Genomic DNA, 24130 nt, shown 5'->3' with positions numbered 1-24130 from the left:
GCCGTATTCGGCGGTGTCGTTCATTGTGACAGGTCTATATCCTGCCAAAAATCGAAGTTACTGTACAGTCGTCCCGGTTCGTCGTGTCATGCGGGCGCGCCGCGCCGCTGCCCGTTGGGCACCGCGCATGGCTGCCGTCGATTCTCCCTCTGCTGTGCCACCGCCATCGAGGTGACGGGCCAGTGCCTGTATTGTGGAGAAGCGGAACATGTCCGTAATGGCAACTTCCTTGTCGAACAATTCCTTTAACCGCCGCTGCACCTGCACCACCAGAAGGGAATGCCCGCCAAGATCAAAGAAATTTTCAGTCACGCCTACCTCGGCAAGACCAAGCGCCTCGCACCAGATTTTGGCAATCGCGGCTTCCGTATCGCTCTGGGCCGCCTCCGTCGCAACACTCGCCTGCCCTTGCGGTTTCGGCAGTGCCTTGCGGTCGATTTTGCCGTTCGGTGTCTGCGGCATCACTTCGAGCACGATCACCTGGGACGGCGTCATGAATTCCGGGAGCATGGCGCCGAGTTTCCGACGCACTTCCTGCGGGTCGATCTTATGTCCCGGCGCGGTTGTCGCGAAGGCAACAAGGCGTTTATCACTATCGCCCGTCTCGAACACGGTGACGGCAGCGTCCTTCACCTCGTCCAGGGAGCCGAGTTTTGCCTCGATCTCGCCAAGCTCGATCCGGTGGCCGCGTACCTTGACCTGATTGTCCATGCGACCATGGAACTCAAGCCGGCCGTCCGGCATATGACGAACCAGGTCGCCGGTCCGGTAGAAACGTCCTTCCGCCGTATCGAGGAAACGCTCCGCCGTCAGTTCTTTGCGGTTCCAGTATCCGTCCGCAACACCATCGCCACCAATCCAGAGCTCCCCGGCAACACCGCTCGGCAGCGCCTGGCCGAATTCATTGCGTACAGAATAGATTGTGTTGGCAATCGCCTCGCCAAGGGGGATCGTCTCGCCTACTGTTTTGAGGTTCGCGACCGATGACCAGACAGCCGTTTCTGTCGTTCCGTACATATTAAGCAAGGTTCCCTTGAGATGGGAGCGCAAATTCCGCGCAAGATCGGGCGGGAACCCCTCCCCGCCGACCATCATCACATCGAGTTTGCCAAGCGCGGTCCGTCCGGCCTGCTCGGCCACCAGGAAGGACGCCATTGACGGCGTGCATTGGAAATGGGTGATATCATGCTCGACAATCTGCTCCGCGACGGAGGCCTGGCGGGCCACCCCGCCTTCGGCCAGCAGATTGTTCTTCAGGTCATTGATATAAGGGAGATGCGCCAGCACCATATCCGTATCGACGCCAAAATCAATCAGGCAGGCGATCTCGTCGACACCCATGCGGGCGATTTCCCGCACCAACTCCTGACAGCTGTCTGGGGTTCCGAACAGGCCGCTCGTCTGATAATAGCGTTCAAATGCATGATCAAGGAGCGCGTCTGTCTCTTCTTCTGTAAGTTCCTGTTTTTCAAAGACTTCCTGGGGCGTCAAACCCGTTGCGTCAGCCTTCTGCTTGAAGGTCGGGGAGCTCCAGGACGCCCGGCGGAGAAGATCGACCGAGCTTTTGAGATATCCCTTCATTGGCGCACGCACGGTTTCGCGCACCTGATCTTCATCCTCACCCACAAAGGTATGTAGCATCAGGGAGACCTTACCGTTACCGGGATGACCGGCCTCGCGCCAGGCCATGCGATAGGCGCGGATTTTCTCGGCCACATCCTCAAACTTTTGTCCGAGCAGATGGGTCAGCACATAGCAGCCTTTTCTGGCCGCCGCGGCGAAGGTTTCGGGGTTCCCTGCCGCCGTCAGCCAAAGGGGAATGTCGCCTTTCACCGGATGCGGAAGGGTGGCAACCTCGATCTCCTCTCCCTTGTGATTTGGGAGCTTGATACTCTCGCCGCGCCAGAGCTTGCGCAGTGTGTCGATGCCGTCCAGCATCACATCCTTGCGATTCTCGAAATTCTCCGGTTGCAGCACAAAGTCATTCGGCTGCCAGCCGCTGGCAATCGCGATCCCCGCACGCCCGCCGGAAATATTATCCACCAGCGCCCAGTCTTCCGCGACCCGCACAGGATTATGCAGCGGCAGCACGCAGGAGCCAGCGCGGATATCGATATTCTTTGTCGTCGCCGCAACCGCGGCGGAGCTCACTGCCGGATTGGGGTAGAGGCCGCCAAAGGCATGGAAATGCCGCTCTGGCGTCCAGACCGCTTCGAATCCGTTGTCATCGGCGAATTTCGCGCCCTGCAGCAGGAGACGATAGGCCTCCGGCCCGCTTCCCGCGGCTTCCGAGGCAAAGTAGAACAGGCTGAAACCTGGAACCGCAGTCGAGGCGGCTCCATCCGTTTGCAGCACGATGGTGAAACCGCGCGCCAGCGTCCAGAAAATCTCCAGCACGGAAATATCAAAGGAAACTGACGTAATGGCGAGCAGCCGGACCTCCCCGTCATGGGGCACGGTCAGGTCGGTGCCGGTGAAGAAATTGACAATGTTCCGATGGGTCAACATCACACCCTTCGGCGTGCCGGTCGAGCCAGAGGTGTACATCATATAGGCGAGATCGGACGGCTCACCGGCGGGTTGGGTGAAATCACTCTCCGTCGCGTCCGGATAGACGATCTTTTTCGGATCGAGCCGGAACTTGAACTCGGTCGTCGGGCTGGCCACAATCAGCGGCGCGTTGCTATCCTCTATCATGAAGGCGACACGTTCCGCCGGATAGGCGGGATCGAGCGGCAGGTAGGCCGCCCCGGTTTTCAGGATCGCGAGCAAAGAAACGATCAAGTCGGTCGATCGTTCGAGACATATTCCGACAATCACACCCCGTCCCGCGCCACGAGCTGCAAGAGCGGCGGCGAGCGCATCCGTGCGCGCCTCCAGTTCCGCATAGGTCAGCACATCCGCATCTGCTTTGAGCGCGATGGCATCCGGTGTTTTCGCAACCTGTTCGCGGATTACGTCATGAATACGTTTGTCACGGGGATAATCGACGCCCATGGCGTCCATGCCGGCCTGTTTCTCATTTGGATCGGTCAGCGGGAGGTCTTTCAGCGCAACTTCCCTGTTGGCAACGAAGGCGTTAAGGAAAAACGAAAGATCCCGCCCAATGGCGGCAAGAATATCGCGCGCATAGAGCCCCGTCCGGGCGATAACGCGGGGGCTCTCCCCAAGCGCAAGGATCAGAAGACGGTCGCCCAGAAGATCGACATCCGCCGCTTCTTCCGTAGTGACGGCAATATTCAGCGACCGCAAGGCGACGTCACGCGCCGCAGGATCGGACAGACGCGCAATCAGGTCTACACTGCGTGGGCCTGCGGCCACACTTTCCGCCTTAATTTTGGCGTAGGACTGCATCGTCTCCGTAACGCTTGAGGCCGCATCGACGGGAAGCGTGACCAGCAGATTTTCCGCGATCAGGGGATGCACCGTGTTTTCTGCGTCCGTACCGCAGGAAACCGTTTTCGCCCCCATCAAGAGAGAATGCCAGACAAGAAGGCCGGCCGTGGCCTCGTCCACATTCAAAGGTTGGTTTAGGTTAAGCGGGACGGATACCGCCCCGGAAGCTGTATCCCGGTTTGACGGGTAGGGGGATTGCAATGGCTGTGCCGAGACAAGAGACCTTTGCCAGTAAAGCTCGGCATTAGCGATCGATGTGATTTCGTCATCGGATAGCGGAGAGAGGGCGGGAATCTGCGATCCTACCTGCAGGCCGACGGCGTTTGGATGGCGGGGTTCCCCGGCGAGGCAGCGAAACGCGCCAAGCGTGACGTCATGATCGCTTGCGGAGATAGTGATTCCGGCATCATCCAGCGCGACCACATGTCCCGGTGCGTTGGCGGCCGTGCCATCGTGAATGGTGAGTGAGCCAACCAGGGAAATGGCTTTCCCTGTCCAGAGTTTCGCCGCGCCCAAGGGGTTGGCATAAGTCCCGAAATCTAGCGCCCGGACAAGCCGGTCCAGCTCCGCCGCCGGCTTAGTGAAATCAAGCGCGCCGAGATTTTCGGGTCGTTTCTCGGCGTCATAGCGGGTTTTTTCGCTACCCTGTTCCTGCGGGTGGACAGAGCCAGATTTCAACTCCGCGACCAATTCAGTGAAGGAAGCGAGCCCGGCTTCGTAACATTTCGCGTTGAGACTCATGGAGGTTTCGTCTGGAGCAATCTCGACCATGCGCGATTTCAGGATACGGCCGGAATCCGGAGTGTCCTTCATTTCATGCCAGGTAACCGCGTGGGAGGTTTCCCCGTTCATCAGCGCCCAGGACGTGACATTGACGCCAGTATATTTCGGCAAGGGCCCGTCAAAAAAGTTGATGGCAAATTTGCGCGGACGCTGGGGCAGATGCTGCGGGAATATTGTCAGGTTTACGATACTGAACAGATAATCATAGGCGAGGGTTTCAAGGCCATCGCCATTTGGATCATCAAAAACCGGCAGACCTTCCGCCTCCGCCCAGGCCCGAACGCGAGGTTCACGGGTCAGGATTGCAGAAATTTCTCCGCCGGCACGCCGAAACTCCTCGGCACATTGAACAAGAAGCGTTCCTTCACCAATGAATAGCCCGTTCATTTTTTAAAACCAGGTCCTTCGCCTTCGTCTTTTTGTTATGTTACTGAACTCCTTGACGCCACTTTAAAAATAACCCGTTTAATAACCCTTAACAGGCGGAAATTTTTCCTTGTTATTCGCGTCATTAGTCCGGCTCTGGAATGTCCGAGACGTAATGGGGAATGTGATACCCCTTCTGAACCGCCGGACGACCCGCAATGCGGTTGTACCACTTCTTCACATTCAAATATTGATTGAGATCAATTGTCTGCCACTCAAATCTTGAAATCCACGGCCAGATCGCGATATCCGCGATGCTGTAGTCCCCCGCGACATAGTCACGTTCGGCAAGGGCCGTGTCCAGCACGCCGTAAAGCCGTTTAGCTTCATTGAGATAGCGTTCCTCCGCATATGGCGCCTTGCCTGTATTAAAGCGAACGAAATGGTGCACCTGTCCGGCCATCGGTCCAAGCCCGCCCATTTGCCACATCAACCATTCCATCATCTGCCAGTAGCCCACCTCATCGGAGGGAACCAGCTTGCCCCCCGCCTTCTTTGAGAGATAGAGCATGATTGCCCCGGATTCCATCATCCCAATGCCCGTTTCATGATCAACAATCGCCGGTATGCGGCCATTAGGCGAGATTGAGAGGAACTCCGGCGTTTTCTGATCCCCGGCCGTAATGTCGATCGGCTTAACCTGATAGGGCAACCCCAACTCCTCCAGCAGGATGGAGACTTTCCGGCCGTTCGGCGTGCCCCAAGTATAAAGATCAATCATGCGTTTTGGTCCTTCTTCAAGAGGTTCAAGTTTTCTGCCCCTGCTTTCGCGCGGCCGAAAGGCTCTGTTCCGGGGTTAATACCTCCGGATCAACAACCACCTCGATCACTGCCGCCTTGCCTGAAGCCTGCGCAGCCGCAAAAACAGCTTCGAAATCTTCCGTGCGGGTCACCTTCTCGCCGAAGGCCCCATAGGCCCGGGCGAGTGCGGCGAAATCCGGATTGGCGAGCGTCGTCGCATGTACGCGGGCGGGGTAGGTCCGCTCCTGATGCATGCGGATTGTGCCAAGCATGCCGTTATTGACGATGATGAAGATAACCGGCGCATTAAACTGCATTGCCGTTGCCAGTTCCTGGCCCAGCATCATGAAACAGCCGTCACCGTTAAAACTGACCACGGTCCGTTCCGGCATGGTGAGCTTGGCGCTGATCGCGGCAGGCACGCTATAGCCCATCGCGCCGCTGGTGGGTGCCAGCTGCGTGCGGAATGACTTGTGCTGGAAAAACCGATGCGCCCAGACCGCATAATTCCCCGCCCCGGCGGTAATGATCGCATCCTCGGGCAGGGTTTCATTCAGGTAAGAGACGATCTTGCCGAGATTGACCGGCCCCGGCACTTCTGTCGGCTTGATCCGCTCCAGATAGTCTGCGCGGGCGTTCATAACCCAGCCTTCCCGGGCCTTCACACCCCCTGGCGCCATGGCGCGCGCGGCGGCGGCAAACTCCGGCATGCGGGCATTGATCGCAATATCGGGGAGGTAAACGCGACCAAGTTCCGACGCGCCCGGATGCACATGAACCAGCGTCATCGCCGGATTCGGCACGTCGATCATCGTGTAACCCTGGGTCGTCATTTCACCGAGACGCGGTCCGACAACGAGAAGAAGGTCGCTATCCTTGATCCGCTGGGCAAGCTTGGGGTTGATGGCGATGCCGACATCCCCCGCATAATTGGCATGGCGGTTATCGAAGCAATCCTGGGAGCGAAGGGAAGCCCCGACCGGAATGCCGTGGCTTTCCGCAAACGCCTCGATATCCTTGACAGCCGCCTGGGTCCAGGTCACGCCGCCAACAATCATGAAAGGACGCTCCGCCGCCGCGAGCCGTGCCTCCAGCGCCATCATATCGGCAGGCGCAGGGGCAATGGACGGGGCCTTTGCCGGGTGGGCGATATCCGCGACCTCGACCAAATCTGTTAGCATGTCTTCGGGAAGCGCCAGCACGACGGGGCCCGGCCGGCCCGACAATGCCGTATGGAAAGCACGGCTGATATATTCCGGGATACGGCGGGCATCCTCAATCTCCGCGACCCATTTCGCCATCTCGCCAAAGACGCGGCGATAGTCCATTTCCTGAAAGGCCTCCCGGTCGATAGCATCTCGCCCGACTTGCCCTACGAAGAGAATCATCGGTGTGCTGTCCTGAAAGGCGGTATGCAAGCCAATCGACGCATTGGTGGCGCCGGGCCCGCGCGTCACCATGCAGATGCCGGGACGACCGGTCAGCTTGCCATAGGCCTCCGCCATGTTGGCCGCACCGCCTTCATGACGTGTGTTGATCATGCGAATACTGTTGGCATAATTATAGAGCCCGTCGATCACCGCGAGATAACTCTCTCCCGGGACACAAAAGACGGTGTCCGTTCCCTGAATTGCGAGCTGATCGGCGAGGATTTGCCCGCCCGTCCGTGCTTTCATCGACCCTGTCATTCCCATCCCTTGATCATGCATGTTGTATAGTTGCGTGATCCTAGCAGATTGTTTGGGTAAACCAATGGCAAGATTTACCCTTTTATCGCATTGCGGGCATTCAGGCGCGGCGGCGCACTACCGCAAATGTCGAGAAGAGCGCGAACATGATCGCGGCCGCGGTGACAATGCTCGGCCCAGAGGGTGTGTCGAACTCGACGGAGCCGGAGATCCCGGCAATCACCGCGATGAGACCGAAAACCGCCGCCCAGATGGCCATGCTTTCAGGTGAGGTGACGAGCTGCCGCGCCGTCGCCGCCGGAATAATCAGCATCGAGGTGATCAACAGGATGCCGACAATGCGAATGGAGACGGCGACAACGATGGTCATCAACAACATCAGAAGAATATTTGCCCAGACCGTGTTCACCCCTTCTGCACGGGCGAGATCTTCATGCAGGGTCATCAGGGTGAGCGACGACCAGTTCAGGATCAACAGCCCTATCACCATAAGCCCGCCGCCATAGATCCAGTAAAGATCGCTGATCCGGACAGTCAAGATATCTCCGAACAGATAGCTGTAGAGATCAAAACTGACATTGTTGAGAAAGCTGAGTGCCACCATCCCGATCGACAGCGCCGCATGGGCGAGAATCCCGAGCAAGGTATCAGTCGCCAGCACCCGTCGTTGCTGCAACCACACCAGCAAGAGCGCGAATGCGGCGCATACGATGACCGTGCCGAGATTGATATTGATGCCGTACAAGAGCCCGAGGGCAATGCCGAGAAGCGCGCTATGGGCCAGCGAATCACCAAAATAGGCCATCCGCCGCCACACCACGAAGCAACCGAGGGGCCCGGCAATCAGTGCAACGCCGATCCCTGCGGCCAGCGCCCGCAGGATAAAATCATCAACCATCTAGCTTTTCCATATGTTCGTGGTCGTGGGAATGCCCGTGATCATGAAGAGGGGCCGCCTCGTCATGATTGTGATCATGGTCATGACTGTGGTTATAAACCGCCATCAGCCGCGCCATGTCATTGCCGAACAGGCTGATAAACTCCGGGTCACGGGTCACCATGCTCGGCTCTCCGTGACAGCAGATATGATGGTAGAGGCAAACCACTTCCCGCGTACTTGACATCACCAGATGCAAATCATGGGACACCATCAGGATACTCACGTCCCTCTCGGCGTAGATTTTCTCGATTAATTTGTAAAAGGCGAGCTGCCCGGTCACATCGAGATTCTGCGCCGGCTCGTCCAATACCAGGAGGTCAGGGTCATCCAGAAGTGCCCGCGCCAGCAGGACCCGCTGCAGCTCTCCACCAGAGAGGACATGGATCGGCTGATCAAGGATCTCCTCGATCGCGGTTTCTGCAGCCACTTTCATCAAGGCATCCTTCGCCGCCCTTTTTCGCAGGGTCAGGAACCTTCGGACCCGGATCGGTACCGTGTGATCGGCCACAAGTCGCTGCGGCACATAGCCGATTTTCAGTCCCTCCCTGCGGGCCACATCGCCCCTGGACGGCGCGTAAAACCCCATCATGCATTTCAGCAACATGGATTTTCCCGCGCCATTCGGCCCGATAATGGTAATAAAATCCTGCTTGCCGATGCTGAGCGATACATCCTCAAGGATCGTCTTCCCGTCGCGATACACACTGATGTGATTAGCGGAGAGCAAATCTGTCATGGATTAGTGAACTCCGCGACAATCCCGGCATTCGCCAGTGATCTCTAGGGTGATATGATCTGTCAAAAACTCGTTTCGACGGATTGTCTTCGAGATCACGTCGGTGATTTCCGAATTGCAGCATTCCTTTGCTTCCCCGCAATCGGAACAGATCAGGAAATAGCATTCACGATGCGTCAGCGGATGGCTGCAGCCGACAAAGGCATTCAGGCTGTTGATCTTGTGGACAAGGCCGTTATCGGTAAGAAAATCAAGGGCGCGATAAACTGTCGGCGGCTTGGTCGCCCCAATCCGGTTGTCCAGCTTGTCGAGAATATCATAGGCCTTGATCGGGCCATGGCGTTCCCAGACTAGCTCCAGCACCTTGCGGCGCAATTCGGTAAAGCGCAACTCCCGCGCCTCGCAAATTTCCTCTGCCCGGTGAAGCGCGTCGGCGATACAGTCGTTATGGGACGTACAGTTATGCATCTCGAATTTTTCCAGAAAGGCCGATTGACAATATTATGTTATAATATAACATTCGCGATCCTTCGCAACCCGAAACTTGAGACATGACCTATCATGATGCATTTTCTTTTTCGCCTGATCCTTCTTTTTCTGGTTCCTGCCAGCGCCCTCGCCACGGAAACAAACGCAGTTGTCGTGACCATCAAGCCGCTGCACTCGCTGGTTCAGGGCGTGATGGGCGAGACGGGAAAGGCGACCCTGCTGATCTCCGGAACCGCATCACCGCACGGCTTTTCCCTTAAACCGTCGCAGGTGCGCGGCCTGCAAGATGCGGCTGTGGTGTTTTATATTGACGGGTCGTTTGAGAGTTTCCTGAAAAATGCGCTGGCAGCCTTGCCTGAGAGAGTGCGCAAGGTCTCCCTTTCTCATGCAGAGGGAGTTGAACTCCTTGCGCGGCGTGAGGGCGGCGCCTGGGAGGAGGACGATCACGGACATGAGCACGGCCACAGCCACGCGCATGGCGTTACGGACGATCACGGTACAGAGGCGGATAACCTACATCTCTGGCTAGACCCGGTAAATGCAATCATGATCACCCGTGCCATTGCGGCGGAGCTGGGGCGCCTCTATCCGGAAAACCAGCCGCTCTATGTTCAGAACGCGGAAAACCAGATTGCCAGGCTTGAAATTCTCGACGCGGAACTGCGCACCCGCCTCGCCCCGTTACATGACAAACCCTATATCGTCCTGCACGACGCCTACCCCTACTTCGAGAGCCGCTATGACCTGCAGCCAGTGGGTTCCCTTACGCTGGAGCCCGACGCCCCGGCAAGTGCGAAAAAACTGAAGGAAATCCGGTTGAAAATTCAGGAAACCGGGGCTGTCTGCATCTTCCGTGAGCCGCAGTTCGACGACCGGCTCCTGCAAACCGCGGCGGAAGGCCTGCCGGTCCGGCTGGGCACTCTCGATCCGCTCGGCGCGACACTCGACGCGGGACCGGATCTTTATGTCGAGCTGATGAATGCGCTCGCCCACAACCTTACGGACTGTTTGCAGGACCCGTCCTGACTCGACCTTATGGACTCCCCAGGATTTTTCCGCTTCGCTTCCGCGCACAACTGATGCAGAGCGTTGTATAGGGGAGCGCCTCTAGCCGCGCCTCGTTGATCTGCTCGCCGCAGGACGAACAGCTTTCGTAGTTTCCGGCCTCGATCCGCTCCAGCGCCGCCTTGATCATGTCAATCTCATGGATGATGGTTTCTTCCATCCGCTCGTCGACCTCGTCCCCTTCGCGCTCGATGGCCTGTTCCCCGAAAGAGGGGCTGTGCGTACTACGCAGTCGCTGTTCGATCGCCTCCAGCCTGCGAACCTCTCTGGCCAGCTTGTCCCGTAACTGCGTTTCGGCTGCTTTGATATCCACGGCACACCCTCCTGAAAGAAGTTATTCCCCCATATTATTGGCCTGAGCAATGATTGCATTGATATGGATCAAGGCCGCGGGCAGTCAATCCCGCCCAAGTTACTGAACTGAACCGGCCCAAAGCGTATAGATGCCGGTCGCGATAAAAACAACGGCGGCAACAATCCGCGCCGTGCGAAACGGGATATGCCGCATCAGGGCCGCGCCTAGAAATACTACCGGTACATTAGCAAGCAGCATGCCGACGGTCGTCCCAAGGGTAACGATTACCGGCAGGCTGAAATGCGCCCCCAGCAGAACCGTTGCGATTTGTGTTTTGTCACCGATTTCAGCGAGGAAGAACAGAATGGTCGAGACCAGGAACGCGCCATAGCCGTCCCAGCGTGATGTTGGTGTATCTTCCTTGTCCGGGATCAGAAGCCACAGGCCCACAGCAATAAAACTGCCGCTGATAATCCAGCGCCCTGCCTCGCTTTGAAGAAACTGCCCGAGCCAGGCCCCGGCCCCTGCCGATGCCGCATGATTGGCCAGCGTAGCAACGCAAATGCCTGAAATTATGCTCCAGGGTTTGTTGAAACGGGCAATAAGAAAGAGCGAGAGAAGCTGGGTTTTGTCGCCTATTTCTGCAAGGGCAACGGTAAAAACAGAGGTAAGAAATGCATCCATAATGTTCTTCCAGCGGGACAATAAACCAAAGACAAACAGCGGCCGCCCGCGGATGGGCCGTCATTTGCCTTAGGTCTTGTCGGTATTACGCAGTAACGCAATACGAACCTGCCACAAGCCTTGAGGGCTTGAGTATGTTGACAGGCTCACTCATCAGATGCTGAGCGGACTATTCCCCTATGACCGGCCGTACGTTAGTTTTCTTGTCTGTCTTTGTCCATAGGCTCAGGCGCCAAATTTTGAAGAAACCGGAAAATCGAGTAGATTTATGGTGCCAGTAAGTGGAGTCCTGAGATTAACTTGAAAGGAAGCATCATGATCTGCAATTTTCTCAAAGTAATCTTGCTCTTGGTGACGATCGGCTTTGTTCCTTCAATTTCCGGGTGCGCCGCCGCAGGTGGCAGTGAACCTGGCGAACGTCAAGCTGAATGACCTCGCGAAATTAGAGAACTGATTTCAGATAGTTTTACAATGCCGGGAGTGGCATGGTAGGCGCATCGGAATTTCCGGAAATGAGGGTTGAAGATGTCTTCGCGCGCCTGGGTGATTTTGCTGACGCTGTCTGTTCTCTGGGGCGGTACGTTTTTCTTTATCGAGCTGGCGCTTGTGGATTTCACGCCCTTCACCATCGTCTGCCTGCGCGTCCTGATCGCCGCCGTTGCGCTGTTCGCCTATCTCAAGCTAAAGGGCGAGGCAGTTCCCCGCGATCTTCACCTCTGGGGAATTTTTCTGGTGATGGGGCTGCTCAACAATATCCTCCCCTTCAGCCTGATCGTCTGGGGCCAGACACATATCACGGGCAGCGTCGCCTCAATCCTTAATGCCACGACGCCGCTCTTCGCCGTCATTCTCGCGCATTTCTTCACAGCGGACGAAAAGCTCAACCGCTACAAGCTGCTGGGTGTCCTGGTTGGCTATGGCGGCGTGGTCGTCATGATGCAGCCAAGCCTGGCAGAAGGGTTCAATTTCGAAAGCATCGGACAGCTCGCCATCCTCGGCGCCGCGCTTTCCTATGGATTCGCCGGAATCTGGGGCAAGCGCCTGAAGGGGACATCGGCGCTCGTCAACGCCTTCGGGATGCTCGCCTGTTCCAGCGTCATCATGTTACCCGTGGCGCTGATTGTAGATGATCCCTTCTCGGCCAACCCGAACTGGATCAGTCTCTCCGCTGTTGTCGCCCTCGCCCTGTTCGGCACGGCGCTTGCCTATATCTTCTATTTTCAGCTTCTTGCGCTCGCTGGCGCGGTCAACCTGCTGCTGGTCACCTTCCTGATCCCCGTGACGGCACTGCTCCTCGGGGTGGGTATATTGCAAGAGGCGATCCACCCCCTTGCCCTTCTTGGCATGACAATCATATTCGCCGGCCTCGCCTTGATTGACGGACGGATTCTCAATCTGTTCCGGAAAACGGGAAAGGCATAAGAACCCGGGTTAACAATGGATACCTACACCTTGTAATGCCCATGAACGCTGCCTTAAAAAGGCCGCTCGCCCGCGACTGTCACCCGCTCCATCAGCCTTTGCTCAGGGAAGAAATCCCCGACTGCGTAATGCTGCGTGCTCCGGTTGTCCCAGAAGGCGATGGAATGCGGTTGCCAGCGGAAGCGCACCTGATAGTCCGGCGTCGACGCGGTCCGGTAGAGCCTGGTCAGCAGCTCCATGCTTTCCTCCCTGGTCTTGCCCTTGATATTCGTCGTGAAAGGGTTGTTCACATAAATGGACTTGCGTCCAGATACCGGATGAGTGCGGACGATGGGATGTTCCGACGGCGGATATTTGGCCTTGAGTTCCTTGACCAGTTCCTCGGTGCCCGGCTGGGCATACATCGCCTGACGGAACGGTTTCCAGTCATGCATCGCGGTCAGCCCCTCAATCTCTTCCTTGGTTTCCTCGTCCAGCCCGTCATAGGCCGCCTCCATATCCGCCCAAAGGGTATCGCCGCCCACCTTGGGTGAAACAATGCACCGCAGGATTGACCCGAGCGACGGTTCCTTCCGCCAGGTCACATCGCTATGCCATTCATCCGCCGTGATCGGGGTTTTCGCAGTGCTTTCCACGATCATGATTTCCGGATCGATATCCTGTGTCTTGAACCCTTCCTTATGCTGAGTAAGGGGGTGAATCTCCAGTTCACCAAACCGCCGACCAAAAGCGAGATGCTGTTCGCGCGTAATATCCTGATCCCGGAAGAACAGGACCTTGTATTTAACAAGCGCCTCAATGAGCTGGACGACAACCTCCTGATCGAGGGTTTCCCGCAGATCCACACCCGATACAACAGCGCCCAGTCGCACCGTCATCGGTTCAAAATGCAGCTTGTCCGCAACGATATTCAACATCACCATTTCCCTCTCCCTTGTTTTATTGGCCTTTAATGGGCATTCATTAATTGATACTGATTAATTACTTGTGATTAAATTGTCAAGCCGATAATATGGTGATAGATACAATGGTATTTTGGGAAAACCGCCGCCATGACAAACAGCAATCTTGATAAGCTGACCGTTGAGTATCCGGTCACACCGGACGCTGCACCGGCCGCGCTTAACGGGACAAAACTCAGGATTGTCACCGCCGCGGAGAAGTTGTTTGCCATTCACGGCGTGGACGGGGTGACCCTTCAGCAGATCCTGAAAGGCGCGGGCCAGCGCAATTCCTCTGCCATGCATTATCATTTTGGCTCCCGCGATGCGTTGATTGAGGCCATTCTCATGTGGCGGGTTACCAAGATTGATGCCCATCGCAACCAAATGATTGATGATCTGCTGGCAGAGGGCCGCGGCAATGATATCCGCGGCATTGTGGAGACGGCCGTTATTCCCTTCATCCGCCCGATCGAGGAATCTCAGCAGCCGAGCTATTACAACCGCTTTCTGCTGGAAGTGCATCGCAGCCCGACCGTCAGCTTTGACGACATCATCGCCGGCAAGGCCGACCGGGGCATCCGGCGTATGAATGAGTTGCTGCTGGGCCAGCTTGAGAATATCCCGGCCGAATTACGCATGACAAGGATCGCGACCTTGAGGTCGATGCTGATTTTCGCCGTCGCGGATATCGAGGCCGTGCGCGCCCGCAAGCTCAAGGAAACCGGATCATTCAACTTCGACCGCGCGGTCGAGAACCTGATCGACATGGCCAGCGCCGCCTTTATCGCCCCGGTCTCGTCTGAAACGAGATCCCGGCTGACGGAGAGCCGATAGGAAGCTCCAGTTTTGGGGTGAAAGCCTGATCAGGCTTAGAGGATAAGATCCGCGCAATCAAACGGCTGAGTTGTCTTGCAAACCGGCGCAATATGTTACAATTTGTCCTGTATAATCCAGGTGGCGGGAGGGTTTGCTATGTGGCCGAACGAAAGACTGCTTGATCTTCTTCAACTCGAGGTGCCGATTATCCAGGCCCCCATGGCCGGGGCCAATGGGTCGGCAATGGCCATCGCGGTAAGCGAGGCGGGCGGCCTCGGGTCCCTCCCCTGCGCCATGTTGAACGAGGACAAGATGCGCGCCGAGGCAGGCAATATCCGCCAGCAAACCACAAAACCATTCAGTATGAACTTCTTCTGCCATACGGTCACCCCACCGTCAGCCGCACAACAGGCCGCCTGGACGGAGCGGCTCGCGCCCTTCTACGCTGAATACGGCCTCAACACAGACGACGTTGCCGCTGCCCCCGTCCGCCGCGCCTTTGATGAGGGCATGTGTGAACTGATCGAGGATATCAAGCCAAATGCGGTCAGCTTTCATTTCGGCCTGCCCGATGCTGCCCTGCTCAAACGGGTCAAGGCAGCAGGTGCATGCGTTCTTTCCAGCGCGACAACGGTAAAGGAGGCGCGCTGGCTGGAAGAAAACGGCTGCGATGCGATTATCGCGCAAGGCTATGAGGCGGGCGGTCACCGCGGCATGTTCCTGACCCAGGATATTACGGCGCAGGCGGGCAGCATGGCGCTGTTGCCGCAGGTTGTTGATGCCGTGAACGTACCGGTCATTGCGGCTGGCGGCATTGCCGATGGGCGGGGTATCGCCGCGGCTTTCGCCCTGGGAGCCGCCGGTGTTCAAATTGGCACGGCCTATCTGTTTACCCCGCAATCCCTGATCAGCGATATCCATCGCACCGCCCTTCATCAGGCCAAGGATGACCAAACGGTTTTAACCAATGTCTTTTCGGGCAAGCCCGCCCGCGGATTGATCAACCGGATAATCCGCGAGGTCGGGCCGATGTCGGAAGATGCCCCGCCCTTCCCGACTGCGGGCGCCGCACTAGCGCCCTTGAAAGCGAAAGCAGAGCAGACCGGATCGGTTGATTTCACCTCGCTCTGGTCGGGTCAGGCGGCGGCACTGGGTCGCAATCTGGATGCCGGGGAGCTTACCCGCACCCTTGCGTCGGACGCCCAAAGGCGCCTGAAGGCGCTAGCCGGTAAATAGAGAAAGTTTGACATTCCAGTTAATTAGCGTATAAGTCGCCTCATTGCCGAAGCGATACCAGTAGAGTGTCGCGTTGCAGTCTTTCGCATGGCGCTAATTTCGATCTCTATTAATTAGGCCGTCGAAACCACCCCCGAAACAGCAATACACCCGCATCGATCGAGAAACTCGACCGGTCGTTTGTTTTTGTTTGGATCGTGGAGCGTCTGCGCTGCAACAGGCCTTATAAAAACTGGAAAGTAACTAAAGTAATGACAAAATTTACAGACCTTGGTCTGAACCAATCCGTCCTTCGCGCTGTCGAAGAGGGCGGTTATGAAACCATGACGCCAATCCAGGAACAGGCGATTCCCGCCGTTATGGATGGCAAGGACCTGATCGCAATTGCGCAGACCGGCACCGGAAAAACCGCCGCCTTCTCGCTTCCATTGATCCAGAAACTCCTGACCGGAGAAGGCAAGCGCACCGCAAAAGGTGCCCGCGCCCTGATCCTTGCCCCGACACGCGAACTGGCGATACAGATTTCCGAAAATATCCAAGCTTATTCCAAGTATCTGCACCTGAAGACCACATTGATCTATGGTGGTGCAGGGGCCAAGCCGCAGATCAAGGCAATGACCGCCGGTGTCGATATCCTGATTGCAACGCCGGGTCGCCTGCTCGATCTGATGAACCAACGGCATGTCAGCCTCTCCAATGTTGAATATCTGGTGCTGGACGAAGCCGACCGGATGCTCGATATGGGCTTTATCCGCGATATCCAGAAGATCATCGCGCAATTACCCAAGACGCGCCAGACCCTGCTCTTCTCTGCGACCATGCCAACTTCGGTTGAAAAGCTCGCGAACAGCATTCTCCGGAATCCCCTCCGCATCGAGGTTGCCCCGGCCGCCACGACGGCGGAGAAGGTTGCGCAGCATGTGCTGATGGTACCGAAAGGCCGCAAACGCGAGCTGCTCGCCCATGTGCTGAAGGATCAAAGTCTCAGCCGCGTCCTTATCTTCACCCGCACCAAGCATGGCGCGAACCGTGTTTCGCGTCAGCTCGAGCAGCTGGGTATTTCCTCTGCCGCCATTCACGGCAACAAGTCGCAGAATGCACGCCAGAAGGCACTCAATGATTTCCGCTCCGGCGAGACACGGGCCCTGGTGGCAACGGATGTGGCCGCACGCGGAATCGATGTCGATGGGGTCACCCATGTGATCAATTTCGAGATCCCGAACGAGCCCGAAAGCTATGTCCACCGGATCGGCCGGACGGCCCGTGCCGGCGCGACAGGGGCGTCCCTCTCCTTCTGTGATCATGAGGAACGCGCATTCCTAAAGGATATCGAGAAGAGCATCCGCCAGCCTGTCCCCGTCCTTGAGGATCATCCCTTTCATGCGGAAGGCATCGCCAATGCCCCGGCAGGTGAGGAGAGCAAGCCTTCGAACAACGGAAACGGGCGCCGTGGCGCCAGAAATGGCCGTTCTGGTTCCGGTTCCGGCAATCGGCAAAATAACGGGGGTGGCCGTACCGGCGCACCGAAATCCCAGAACGCCGGGTCGGGCAAGCCCCGCCAGCGCAACCGCCGCCCGCAACGCGCCGCAGCCTAACCAACCAACGCATCGCGTGAAAACGAAAAAAGGCCCCGCTTACCCGGCGGGGCCGTTCTTTTGGGATCGGAAAATACCCATATCTGCGCATTTCTGGCAATCCGGCCCTGAATTTTCATGACATGGCGCGGGAAACTGCTCTCTTATATTTAAGAGCAGGATGCTGTTTTCCTACAATATTTCGCAGATCATTTGTTCAGGGTAAATTCACCTAAAAGGTCTTGATATTCTTTCACCCCTTCTGGGTGTCGGACATTCTCAGCCACAGTTGCGCCGGCGACAAAATCAAAATTAGCCTTTAGGGCCGCGAACAACAAGGGCCTGTCCTCAATGCCAAATGCGTAGCTGCGCAGTCCTTCTTGAACCGCCCGCTTTTTGAAAATGGGAAGTCTTGCCCTTACGTCCCCGGCCGAAATTTCAATTTTCTGGCAATTAAACCCGACCACATCCATACCAATTGCCTTCAAATCCGTGAACCGGGGATTTTTAGAGTCTACTTCCAGCGCAACCAGCCGACCAAACCGCTTCACCGCAGAAACCGCGTTCTGGAGTTGCGAATGCCAAAGTCCGGCACCGCTGCCGATAATCTCCCACATGATCAACTTACGCATGTCATTCGGGATTTTCGAACAAATCCGCACATAGGCTTGCCGATGTGACGAAATGTTCAGTGTGGAAAAATGGACCGGGATAATAATTATATTAAGCAACCCTTTGTCACGACACTCCAAAAGGTCAACAATTGCCCTTTGCAAGAGAAGGCGGTCAAGAGCAGCGACCGTACCGGGCTCCAATTCTTCCGGGAGGTCCTCAAAGGTCCATAAGGATTTATCCAACATAATATTTGAGGTCAAACGATATGAGTGAATGGCAGAGACTGCAGGTTGCAGGACCGGCCAGTAGTAAAGCTCCATTTCTGCTTCGTCCAAGCCATCTTCACTATCGGCTGCCTCTTTGAGTTTGTCTTGCAACTCAAGGCTTGGAATCACGGTATCCTGGATATTATCGTAGAGTTTTTGGGTATCGCTAATCAGAGCATTTAATTTCTGTGATAAGTCACTGACGGTAAAGTCGCCGGCGGTGTGAGAGTCATGAACGAATGACTTCCATTGCGGCGTATTTTTGTTCAGATTTACCAACTCGGTGGTATCGTTGAAATGAGAGACTATTTCGTCAACCCCGTTCATCATGAGCCTGAAATTCTGCAACAGTTTTTCGGGGTCGTCCTCGGCGTCTGTGTGGCCGCTCGGTATTTCAATGGCGTCTATTCTGGCGGAGATATCTTTAAACGCCTTATTTGCAGCTTCCGGCGTGATCGCTTGTAGCGCATTTTTTGGGTTGACCGTATTTGCTGTGAGCAGGCTGTTGGCGATAGAATCCTTTATCGACCGTTCTTCAAAGACAACGCTCCCATCTGTTTTGGTAACGGCAATGGAGGCGCCAAATTCATCCGATGACCAGGCGTCTCCGAATATCTGCTCACCAATTTCCTTCGCAATCAACGAGCATTTTATGATGGCTTCCTCTTCCGTCAGCCGCGCAAAGACAAATACATAGACATCTTCACCAACCCGGTAATAAAGGTCTTGGCTGGTTATTCGGCGTTCGATAACTTTTTCGGCAAATTCATGGACAAAATCGGAATATTTAGGCCATTTCTTGCCCAGTTTTTCCTTGATGCGGCCAAGATTTACGAGGCTAACCTTGCCGTTTACCAGAAAATCATTTTCTGCAATCAGGGCCAGTATTTCCTGATCAATCTCGGAAAGTGAGGCATCGCGTTGTTTCTCTTCTGACTTCTTCCCCTTTTTGCTAGAGCTGGCGTTTGGGGGATCGGTCCCATCAAAGGAAAATATTTTCCGCGATAGTTTTTTCCAATTGGTCTTCAGTATAGAGAAACTTGTGTTTGACAATATCTTCTCACTATTAATTCACGATCAAAATTTACCCTATTAGTTGTATTGATTATTTATATTACTAACTTACAATAGTGCGCGAGGCCGATTTGTCAAAATACATTTTGACGCAGTATTTTCGTGAGTGTTTTTTTCAGCTTTGAGTCTGAGATTCTCCAAAATACCCTGAGAATCCTGTGTCATTAACGCCACCCCCCCCAAAGGGTTGGCACCATATTGCCGCCAGTTTTAGCTTGTAGCAAATTACAGGTCATTGAGTGGTAGGCACAAATGCTTAGCGCTACCTGAAACCTTCTCTGAAGGTAAGTTCAATAGAATAAGGGCCTAGCCGTTTCCGGCTAAGCCCTTGAAATATTGGTGGAGCCAAACGGGATCGAACCGTCGACCTCTTGAATGCCATTCAAGCGCTCTCCCAACTGAGCTATGGCCCCATAATGGCGAGGAATGCCCGCCGCGGGTTCGGAACCTATGCCGAAGCCCGTTCAGATTCAAGTCAAAAATGCAGACCCGCTTAAATCAGCTTTCGTCGTCGCTTTTCGGCTTGATTACGACACCGGAAAGATCGTCGTCATCGTCATCGTCATCCGCAAGGTCAACTGTATCCGGATCGATAAGATCGTCATCAATCTCGTCGTCTACATCCACCTCGAGATCATCATCCACGGCTTCCGCAGCCTTCTTCTTTGCCGCTGCTGCCTTTTTCTCCGCCTCTGACGGTGTTGTCGGCGCCGACCGCCGTGGTTTCAGCAACCGCTCCGGCGTGTTCTCTGCGCCGCATGACGGGCAGATGATCGGCGATTTCTTCATATCGTAAAAAGGCTTGCCGCAAGCACTGCAACGATGCTTTTCGCCCCATTCCGGTTTTGCCATTGTCACCTCATTCTTGCCTGGGCGCCAAATTGCGCAACAGCGCCCTAACTCACCATTGAAGGGGGTGAATTGCCAGAATATAGGATCGCTGTCAAAAGTTTCTTTCATTTCGTGGCAGCTTTATGTGACATGAGCAAAAAAGCTTGCTAAAACCCCGAGGCAGGAGTTTCCGTTTTTTAACAGCCCAAGGGCAAACCCAGCTAGAAATCCATGACCTCTCAAATCTCTCTTCCCGTCCCCGTTACGGCACATCCGACTGGCCCGCTCACCGGTTCCATTATCGTGCCGGGCGACAAGTCAATTTCCCATCGCGCCCTTATTTTTGGCGGCCTTGCGACCGGTACGACGGTAATTTCCGGCCTGCTCGAGGGGGAGGATGTGCTCCGTACCGCCGCGGCACTCCGGCAACTCGGCGCCCAAGTCGTCAAGAATTCTGTCGGCGACTGGCACGTCACCGGTAACGGCATCGGCGCGCTTAGGGAGCCGGAGGAAGTTCTCGACATGGGAAATTCCGGAACAGCGGCGCGACTTCTGATGGGCCTGGTGGCAGGCAGCCCCTTTACGACCATGTTTAGGGGGGACGCCAGCCTGCATAAGCGCCCGATGGGGCGTGTCGCCCGGCCTCTTGAGGAAATGGGCGCCCTGATTACCAGCCGATCCGGGGGGCGATTCCCCCTCGCGGTGACGGGCCGGACCCTGATGCCGATCGATTATGAGCTGCCCGTCGCCTCGGCGCAGGTGAAATCTGCAATATTGCTCGCCGCGCTCGATACGCCCGGCCTCACTCGCGTGACAGAGCCCAAGCCGACCCGCGACCATACGGAAAACATGCTCCGTCATTTTGGGGCGGAGGTAACGGTGACGGATATCGACACCGGCGGTCGCGTGATTGAATACCGGGGACAGCAGGAACTGACCGCAGCCGACATTGTCGTACCGGGCGATCCCTCCTCTGCGGCGTTTATCGCGGTTGCGGCGGCAATCCAGCCGGGTTCAGACGTGACCATTACCAATGTCGGCCTTAATCCGTTGCGCGACGGTCTCTTCATTACCCTGCAGGAGATGGGCGCGAATATAGAAATCATGAACCCGCGCGAACAGGGCGGCGAGAAAGTTGGCGATATCCGCATAAAAGGCGGTTCCCTTCAGGGGATTGAGGTTCCGCCGGAACGCGCGCCGACGATGATCGATGAATTTCCCGTCCTTTTTGTCGCCGCCTCCTTTGCGACAGGAACAACGGTGATGCGGGGTCTGCATGAGCTTCGTGTCAAGGAATCCGACCGAATTGCCGCCATGGCCGCAGGCCTGAAAGCCTGCGGCGTCTCCTTCAAGGAGCTTGAGGACGGCCTGATCATCGAAGGAAGTGGCCGCGCACCCAAGGGCGGCGGCCATATCGAGACCCACCTCGACCACCGCATCGCCATGTCTTTCCTGGTGATGGGGCTTGCCGCACAGGAACCGGTCACCGTCGATGACGGCCGGGTGATGGAAACGAGCTTTCCGGGATTTGTCGACCTGCTCACCTCGCTCGGCGGGAACATGACACGCGGGACGGCGGCATGATTATCGCGATCGATGGACCAGCCGCCGCGGGTAAGGGTACTCTCGCCCGGCGAATCGCACAAATCTATAATCTCAATTATCTTGATACTGGTTCGCTTTACAGAGCCGTCGCGTTAAAATTGTTGCGATTGGGAAGCGACCCGACCAATTTTGAACTCGCGGTTAAAGCTGCGGGTAGCCTAGATGACATTGCACTCGATGACCCCGCCCTTCGAAACGAGGAAACAGCAGAAATTGCTGCCATTGTCGCCGCCAATCAGGCGGTGCGCGCGGCCTTGTTGCAATATCAGCGGGATTTCGCGCAAACGCCCACGGGCGCTGTGCTGGACGGGCGCGATATTGGCACTGTGGTCTGCCCAGACGCCGATGTGAAACTGTTCGTTACCGCCAGTGCCGAGGTGCGGGCGCGCCGGCGTTTCGACGAACTCGCCGCCAAGGGCATCCAGACAACCTATGATGCCGTGCTCAAAGATTTGGAGGCTCGCGACGCCCGCGATCAGGGCCGGGGCACGGCTCCGCTCAAAAAAGCTGACGATGCACACTTGCTTGATACCTCAAAATTGGATATAGAAGCGGCTGTTACTGCGGCTTGCAAGATTATTGACGCCGCCTGAATATGAAGGAGACCGTTCCGACCGCGCCGGAATTTAACATTAACAGCGCTTCTCTTGCGTGCGTATCTTGATTTGGAGAAGCCCGTGGCCATCGATCCGCCGGACGACCGGTTTGGCCTGATATCAGGATCTTGAAGGAAATCAAATATGTCAGATACATCTCTTGCCGATGAAGGCATGCCCGCTGTTGAGGATTTCGCAGCTCTTCTCGACGAATCCTATGGCGCCAGCGACAGCCTCGAAGGCACCGTCATCAAAGGCACCGTTATCAATATCGAAAACGATCTTGCCATCATTGATGTCGGATTGAAGTCCGAAGGCCGCATTCCCCTGAAGGAATTCGCCGCCCCCGGCCAGGAAGCAGACCTTAAAATCGGCGACACGGTCGAGGTATTTCTTGAAAGAATTGAAAACACTGCCGGTGAAGCAGTCCTCTCCCGTGACAAGGCCCGCCGCGAGGAAGCCTGGGAAAAACTCGAAGTTGCCTTTGGCAATAACGAGCGGGTTGACGGAATCATCTTTGGCCGCGTCAAGGGCGGCTTTACGGTCGACCTCTCCGGCGCTGTGGCCTTCCTGCCCGGCAGCCAGGTGGACGTTCGCCCGGTTCGTGACATCGGACCGCTCCGCGGTATTCCACAGCCATTCCAGATCCTGAAAATGGATCGTCGCCGGGGCAACATCGTTGTTTCCCGCCGCGCCGTCCTGGAAGAAAGCCGCGCCGAAGCCCGTTCCGAGCTGATCGGTACCCTCGAAGAAGGCCAGACGCTGGAAGGCGTGGTCAAGAACATCACCGATTACGGCGCATTCGTCGATCTGGGTGGTGTCGATGGCCTGCTCCATGTTACCGATATCGCATGGCGCCGGGTCAACCATCCGTCGGAAGCCCTCACCATTGGCGAGACCGTCAAGGTTCAGGTTATCCGCCTCAACAAGGAAACCCAGCGTATCAGCCTCGGCATGAAACAGCTTGAGGAAGATCCTTGGGAAGCACTTGAAGCGAAATATCCGGTTGGCGCCAAATTCACGGGTCGTGTCACCAACATCACCGACTACGGTGCGTTTGTTGAACTCGAAGCCGGTGTTGAAGGCCTTGTCCATGTTTCCGAAATGAGCTGGACCAAGAAGAACGTTCATCCGGGCAAGATCGTTTCCACCTCCCAGGAAGTGGAAGTCATGGTCCTGGAAGTCGATCAGGCTCGCCGCCGCATCAGCCTTGGCCTGAAGCAGTGCATGGATAATCCATGGGACAGCTTCGCCCAGACGACGCCGGTTGGCACGGAAATCGAGGGTGTTGTCAAGAACATCACCGAATTCGGTCTGTTTGTTGGTCTTGAAAATGACGTTGACGGCATGGTCCACATGTCCGACATCGACTGGACACAGCCAGGTGAGCAAGCCATTCAGGAATACAAGAAGGGTGATACGGTAAAGGCGAAAGTTCTCGACATCGATGTTGAGAAGGAACGCGTGAGCCTTGGTATCAAGCAGCTGAGCGAAGATCCATTCGCTGGCGCGGCTGAAATGCGGAAGGGTGCCGTCGTAACCTGTACGGTTTCCAAGATTCAGGATGCCGGCCTTGATGTTGAAATCAGCGAAGGCGTTGTCGGTTTCATCCGCAAGGGTGAGCTGAGCCGCGATCGCGCCGAGCAGCGTCCTGACCGCTTTGCGGTTGGCGACAAGATCGACGCCAAGATCACGGCTATCGACAACAAGACCCGTAAAGTTACCCTGTCGATCAAGGCACGCGAAGTTGCGGAAGAAAAAGAAGCCGTTGCACAGTACGGTTCTTCCGATGCCGGTGCGTCTCTGGGTGAAATCCTCGGTGCGGCCATGCGTAAGGCCAACGAAGATGACGACACAGGTTCCGACGACAAGACGGACGGGTAATCCGGCCATGACCAAAATCGCTAT

Annotated in this window: 20 protein-coding genes and 1 tRNA gene; 9 read left to right on the top strand and 12 right to left on the bottom strand. The window is 56.2% G+C overall.

All coding sequences use genetic code 11. The features are described 5' to 3' along the window. Positions 1 to 57 precede the first annotated feature (57 nt). From J0X12_RS04225 to J0X12_RS04200, 6 genes are all read right to left on the bottom strand, one after another. A complete protein-coding gene (locus J0X12_RS04225; RefSeq protein ID WP_207042570.1) occupies positions 58 to 4566 on the bottom strand; it encodes a MupA/Atu3671 family FMN-dependent luciferase-like monooxygenase in 4509 nt (1502 codons plus the stop codon). A 124-nt stretch (positions 4567 to 4690) separates the two neighbouring features. Next, positions 4691 to 5326: a glutathione S-transferase family protein gene (locus J0X12_RS04220; protein ID WP_207042568.1), complete on the bottom strand. Its 636-nt coding sequence runs from the start codon at positions 5324 to 5326 to the stop codon at positions 4691 to 4693. Positions 5327 to 5351: 25 nt separating this feature from the next. Further along, positions 5352 to 7034 carry a thiamine pyrophosphate-binding protein gene (locus J0X12_RS04215; RefSeq protein ID WP_420497031.1) on the bottom strand — a complete coding sequence of 561 codons (1683 nt, stop codon included), beginning with the start codon at positions 7032 to 7034 and terminating at the stop codon, positions 5352 to 5354. A gap of 100 nt (positions 7035 to 7134) precedes the next feature. Next, positions 7135 to 7932 carry an iron chelate uptake ABC transporter family permease subunit gene (locus J0X12_RS04210; protein WP_237687942.1) on the bottom strand — a complete coding sequence of 266 codons (798 nt, stop codon included), beginning with the start codon at positions 7930 to 7932 and terminating at the stop codon, positions 7135 to 7137. Further along, a complete protein-coding gene (locus J0X12_RS04205) occupies positions 7925 to 8710 on the bottom strand; it encodes an ATP-binding cassette domain-containing protein (RefSeq protein WP_237687941.1) in 786 nt (261 codons plus the stop codon). Before J0X12_RS04205 ends, J0X12_RS04210 begins: the two co-directional genes overlap by 8 nt. A 3-nt stretch (positions 8711 to 8713) precedes the next feature. Further along, on the bottom strand, positions 8714 to 9178 hold the full coding sequence (locus J0X12_RS04200; RefSeq protein WP_207042563.1) for a Fur family transcriptional regulator: 465 nt from the start codon (positions 9176 to 9178) through the stop codon (positions 8714 to 8716). A gap of 93 nt (positions 9179 to 9271) precedes the next feature. On the opposite strand from J0X12_RS04200, the gene J0X12_RS04195 reads away from it, so the two are divergent. Next, positions 9272 to 10225, top strand: coding sequence for a zinc ABC transporter substrate-binding protein (locus J0X12_RS04195; protein ID WP_207042561.1), 954 nt, complete (start codon positions 9272 to 9274; stop codon positions 10223 to 10225). Positions 10226 to 10232: 7 nt separating this feature from the next. Here J0X12_RS04195 and J0X12_RS17560 read toward each other — a convergent pair whose 3' ends face one another. Both J0X12_RS17560 and J0X12_RS04185 read right to left on the bottom strand, forming a co-directional pair. Next, positions 10233 to 10577, bottom strand: coding sequence for a TraR/DksA C4-type zinc finger protein (locus J0X12_RS17560; RefSeq protein WP_207042553.1), 345 nt, complete (start codon positions 10575 to 10577; stop codon positions 10233 to 10235). Between the two features lie 99 nt (positions 10578 to 10676). After that, a complete protein-coding gene (locus J0X12_RS04185) occupies positions 10677 to 11243 on the bottom strand; it encodes a TMEM165/GDT1 family protein (protein WP_207042551.1) in 567 nt (188 codons plus the stop codon). Positions 11244 to 11768: 525 nt separating this feature from the next. On the opposite strand from J0X12_RS04185, the gene J0X12_RS04180 reads away from it, so the two are divergent. Beyond that, positions 11769 to 12665: a DMT family transporter gene (locus J0X12_RS04180; RefSeq protein WP_237688006.1), complete on the top strand. Its 897-nt coding sequence runs from the start codon at positions 11769 to 11771 to the stop codon at positions 12663 to 12665. 53 nt (positions 12666 to 12718) lie between these two features. Here J0X12_RS04180 and J0X12_RS04175 read toward each other — a convergent pair whose 3' ends face one another. Continuing rightward, positions 12719 to 13588 (bottom strand): TauD/TfdA dioxygenase family protein, encoded by an 870-nt coding sequence (locus tag J0X12_RS04175; protein WP_207042547.1) that lies wholly within the window; start codon positions 13586 to 13588, stop codon positions 12719 to 12721. A 129-nt stretch (positions 13589 to 13717) separates the two neighbouring features. On the opposite strand from J0X12_RS04175, the gene J0X12_RS04170 reads away from it, so the two are divergent. The 3 genes from J0X12_RS04170 to J0X12_RS04160 all read left to right on the top strand — a co-directional run bounded on the left by J0X12_RS04170 (position 13718) and on the right by J0X12_RS04160 (position 17256). After that, positions 13718 to 14443 carry a TetR/AcrR family transcriptional regulator gene (locus J0X12_RS04170; protein ID WP_207042544.1) on the top strand — a complete coding sequence of 242 codons (726 nt, stop codon included), beginning with the start codon at positions 13718 to 13720 and terminating at the stop codon, positions 14441 to 14443. Positions 14444 to 14581: 138 nt separating this feature from the next. Continuing rightward, entirely contained in the window at positions 14582 to 15661 is a 1080-nt protein-coding gene (locus J0X12_RS04165) for an NAD(P)H-dependent flavin oxidoreductase (protein ID WP_207042542.1), read from the top strand. 251 nt (positions 15662 to 15912) lie between these two features. Next, positions 15913 to 17256: a DEAD/DEAH box helicase gene (locus J0X12_RS04160; RefSeq protein ID WP_207042540.1), complete on the top strand. Its 1344-nt coding sequence runs from the start codon at positions 15913 to 15915 to the stop codon at positions 17254 to 17256. A 188-nt stretch (positions 17257 to 17444) separates the two neighbouring features. Here J0X12_RS04160 and J0X12_RS04155 read toward each other — a convergent pair whose 3' ends face one another. Beyond that, positions 17445 to 18758, bottom strand: a complete 1314-nt coding sequence (locus tag J0X12_RS04155; protein ID WP_207042537.1) for a hypothetical protein — start codon at positions 18756 to 18758, stop codon at positions 17445 to 17447. Between the two features lie 126 nt (positions 18759 to 18884). Here J0X12_RS04155 and J0X12_RS04150 point away from each other — a divergent pair, with 126 nt between their 5' ends. Then, on the top strand, positions 18885 to 19028 hold the full coding sequence (locus tag J0X12_RS04150; RefSeq protein WP_207042536.1) for a hypothetical protein: 144 nt from the start codon (positions 18885 to 18887) through the stop codon (positions 19026 to 19028). Between the two features lie 499 nt (positions 19029 to 19527). On the opposite strand, the gene J0X12_RS04145 is transcribed toward J0X12_RS04150, so the two are convergent. Both J0X12_RS04145 and J0X12_RS04140 read right to left on the bottom strand, forming a co-directional pair. Then, positions 19528 to 19603 (bottom strand) — tRNA-Ala (locus J0X12_RS04145). Between the two features lie 85 nt (positions 19604 to 19688). Then, positions 19689 to 20042: an FYDLN acid domain-containing protein gene (locus tag J0X12_RS04140; RefSeq protein WP_207042535.1), complete on the bottom strand. Its 354-nt coding sequence runs from the start codon at positions 20040 to 20042 to the stop codon at positions 19689 to 19691. Positions 20043 to 20252: 210 nt separating this feature from the next. Between J0X12_RS04140 and aroA the strand changes: the two genes are divergently transcribed. The 3 genes from aroA (at position 20253) to rpsA (ending at position 24106) form a co-directional block, all read left to right on the top strand. After that, positions 20253 to 21605 carry a 3-phosphoshikimate 1-carboxyvinyltransferase gene (gene aroA, locus J0X12_RS04135; protein WP_207042534.1) on the top strand — a complete coding sequence of 451 codons (1353 nt, stop codon included), beginning with the start codon at positions 20253 to 20255 and terminating at the stop codon, positions 21603 to 21605. Next, positions 21602 to 22219, top strand: coding sequence for a (d)CMP kinase (gene cmk / locus J0X12_RS04130; RefSeq protein ID WP_207042533.1), 618 nt, complete (start codon positions 21602 to 21604; stop codon positions 22217 to 22219). The genes aroA and cmk overlap by 4 nt, the downstream gene beginning before the upstream one ends. Positions 22220 to 22366: 147 nt before the next feature. Beyond that, positions 22367 to 24106, top strand: coding sequence for a 30S ribosomal protein S1 (gene rpsA / locus J0X12_RS04125; protein WP_237687940.1), 1740 nt, complete (start codon positions 22367 to 22369; stop codon positions 24104 to 24106). The last annotated feature ends 24 nt before the right edge of the window (positions 24107 to 24130 follow it).

The sequence above is a fragment of the Sneathiella sedimenti genome (genome assembly GCF_017313765.1).
Lineage (GTDB): Bacteria > Pseudomonadota > Alphaproteobacteria > Sneathiellales > Sneathiellaceae > Sneathiella > Sneathiella sedimenti.
The sequence above is the reverse complement of the archived record's forward strand: the minus strand, read 5'-3'. Positions and strand labels throughout refer to the sequence as shown.

What these genes read in the sequence shown, in the direction of transcription:
- J0X12_RS04205 (WP_237687941.1), bottom strand. Translation starts at nt 8,710, where the DNA reads ATGACAGATTTGCTCTCCGCTAATCACATCAGTGTGTATCGCGACGGG.
- J0X12_RS04180 (WP_237688006.1), top strand. Translation starts at nt 11,769, where the DNA reads ATGTCTTCGCGCGCCTGGGTGATTTTGCTGACGCTGTCTGTTCTCTGG.
- J0X12_RS04210 (WP_237687942.1), bottom strand. Translation starts at nt 7,932, where the DNA reads ATGGTTGATGATTTTATCCTGCGGGCGCTGGCCGCAGGGATCGGCGTT.
- cmk (WP_207042533.1), top strand. Translation starts at nt 21,602, where the DNA reads ATGATTATCGCGATCGATGGACCAGCCGCCGCGGGTAAGGGTACTCTC.
- J0X12_RS04225 (WP_207042570.1), bottom strand. Translation starts at nt 4,566, where the DNA reads ATGAACGGGCTATTCATTGGTGAAGGAACGCTTCTTGTTCAATGTGCC.
- J0X12_RS04215 (WP_420497031.1), bottom strand. Translation starts at nt 7,034, where the DNA reads ATGACAGGGTCGATGAAAGCACGGACGGGCGGGCAAATCCTCGCCGAT.
- J0X12_RS04175 (WP_207042547.1), bottom strand. Translation starts at nt 13,588, where the DNA reads ATGGTGATGTTGAATATCGTTGCGGACAAGCTGCATTTTGAACCGATG.
- J0X12_RS04185 (WP_207042551.1), bottom strand. Translation starts at nt 11,243, where the DNA reads ATGGATGCATTTCTTACCTCTGTTTTTACCGTTGCCCTTGCAGAAATA.
- J0X12_RS04195 (WP_207042561.1), top strand. Translation starts at nt 9,272, where the DNA reads ATGATGCATTTTCTTTTTCGCCTGATCCTTCTTTTTCTGGTTCCTGCC.
- J0X12_RS04170 (WP_207042544.1), top strand. Translation starts at nt 13,718, where the DNA reads ATGACAAACAGCAATCTTGATAAGCTGACCGTTGAGTATCCGGTCACA.
- J0X12_RS04160 (WP_207042540.1), top strand. Translation starts at nt 15,913, where the DNA reads ATGACAAAATTTACAGACCTTGGTCTGAACCAATCCGTCCTTCGCGCT.
- rpsA (WP_237687940.1), top strand. Translation starts at nt 22,367, where the DNA reads ATGTCAGATACATCTCTTGCCGATGAAGGCATGCCCGCTGTTGAGGAT.
- J0X12_RS04150 (WP_207042536.1), top strand. Translation starts at nt 18,885, where the DNA reads ATGGACAAAATCGGAATATTTAGGCCATTTCTTGCCCAGTTTTTCCTT.
- J0X12_RS04200 (WP_207042563.1), bottom strand. Translation starts at nt 9,178, where the DNA reads ATGCATAACTGTACGTCCCATAACGACTGTATCGCCGACGCGCTTCAC.
- J0X12_RS04140 (WP_207042535.1), bottom strand. Translation starts at nt 20,042, where the DNA reads ATGGCAAAACCGGAATGGGGCGAAAAGCATCGTTGCAGTGCTTGCGGC.
- J0X12_RS04165 (WP_207042542.1), top strand. Translation starts at nt 14,582, where the DNA reads ATGTGGCCGAACGAAAGACTGCTTGATCTTCTTCAACTCGAGGTGCCG.
- J0X12_RS04220 (WP_207042568.1), bottom strand. Translation starts at nt 5,326, where the DNA reads ATGATTGATCTTTATACTTGGGGCACGCCGAACGGCCGGAAAGTCTCC.
- aroA (WP_207042534.1), top strand. Translation starts at nt 20,253, where the DNA reads ATGACCTCTCAAATCTCTCTTCCCGTCCCCGTTACGGCACATCCGACT.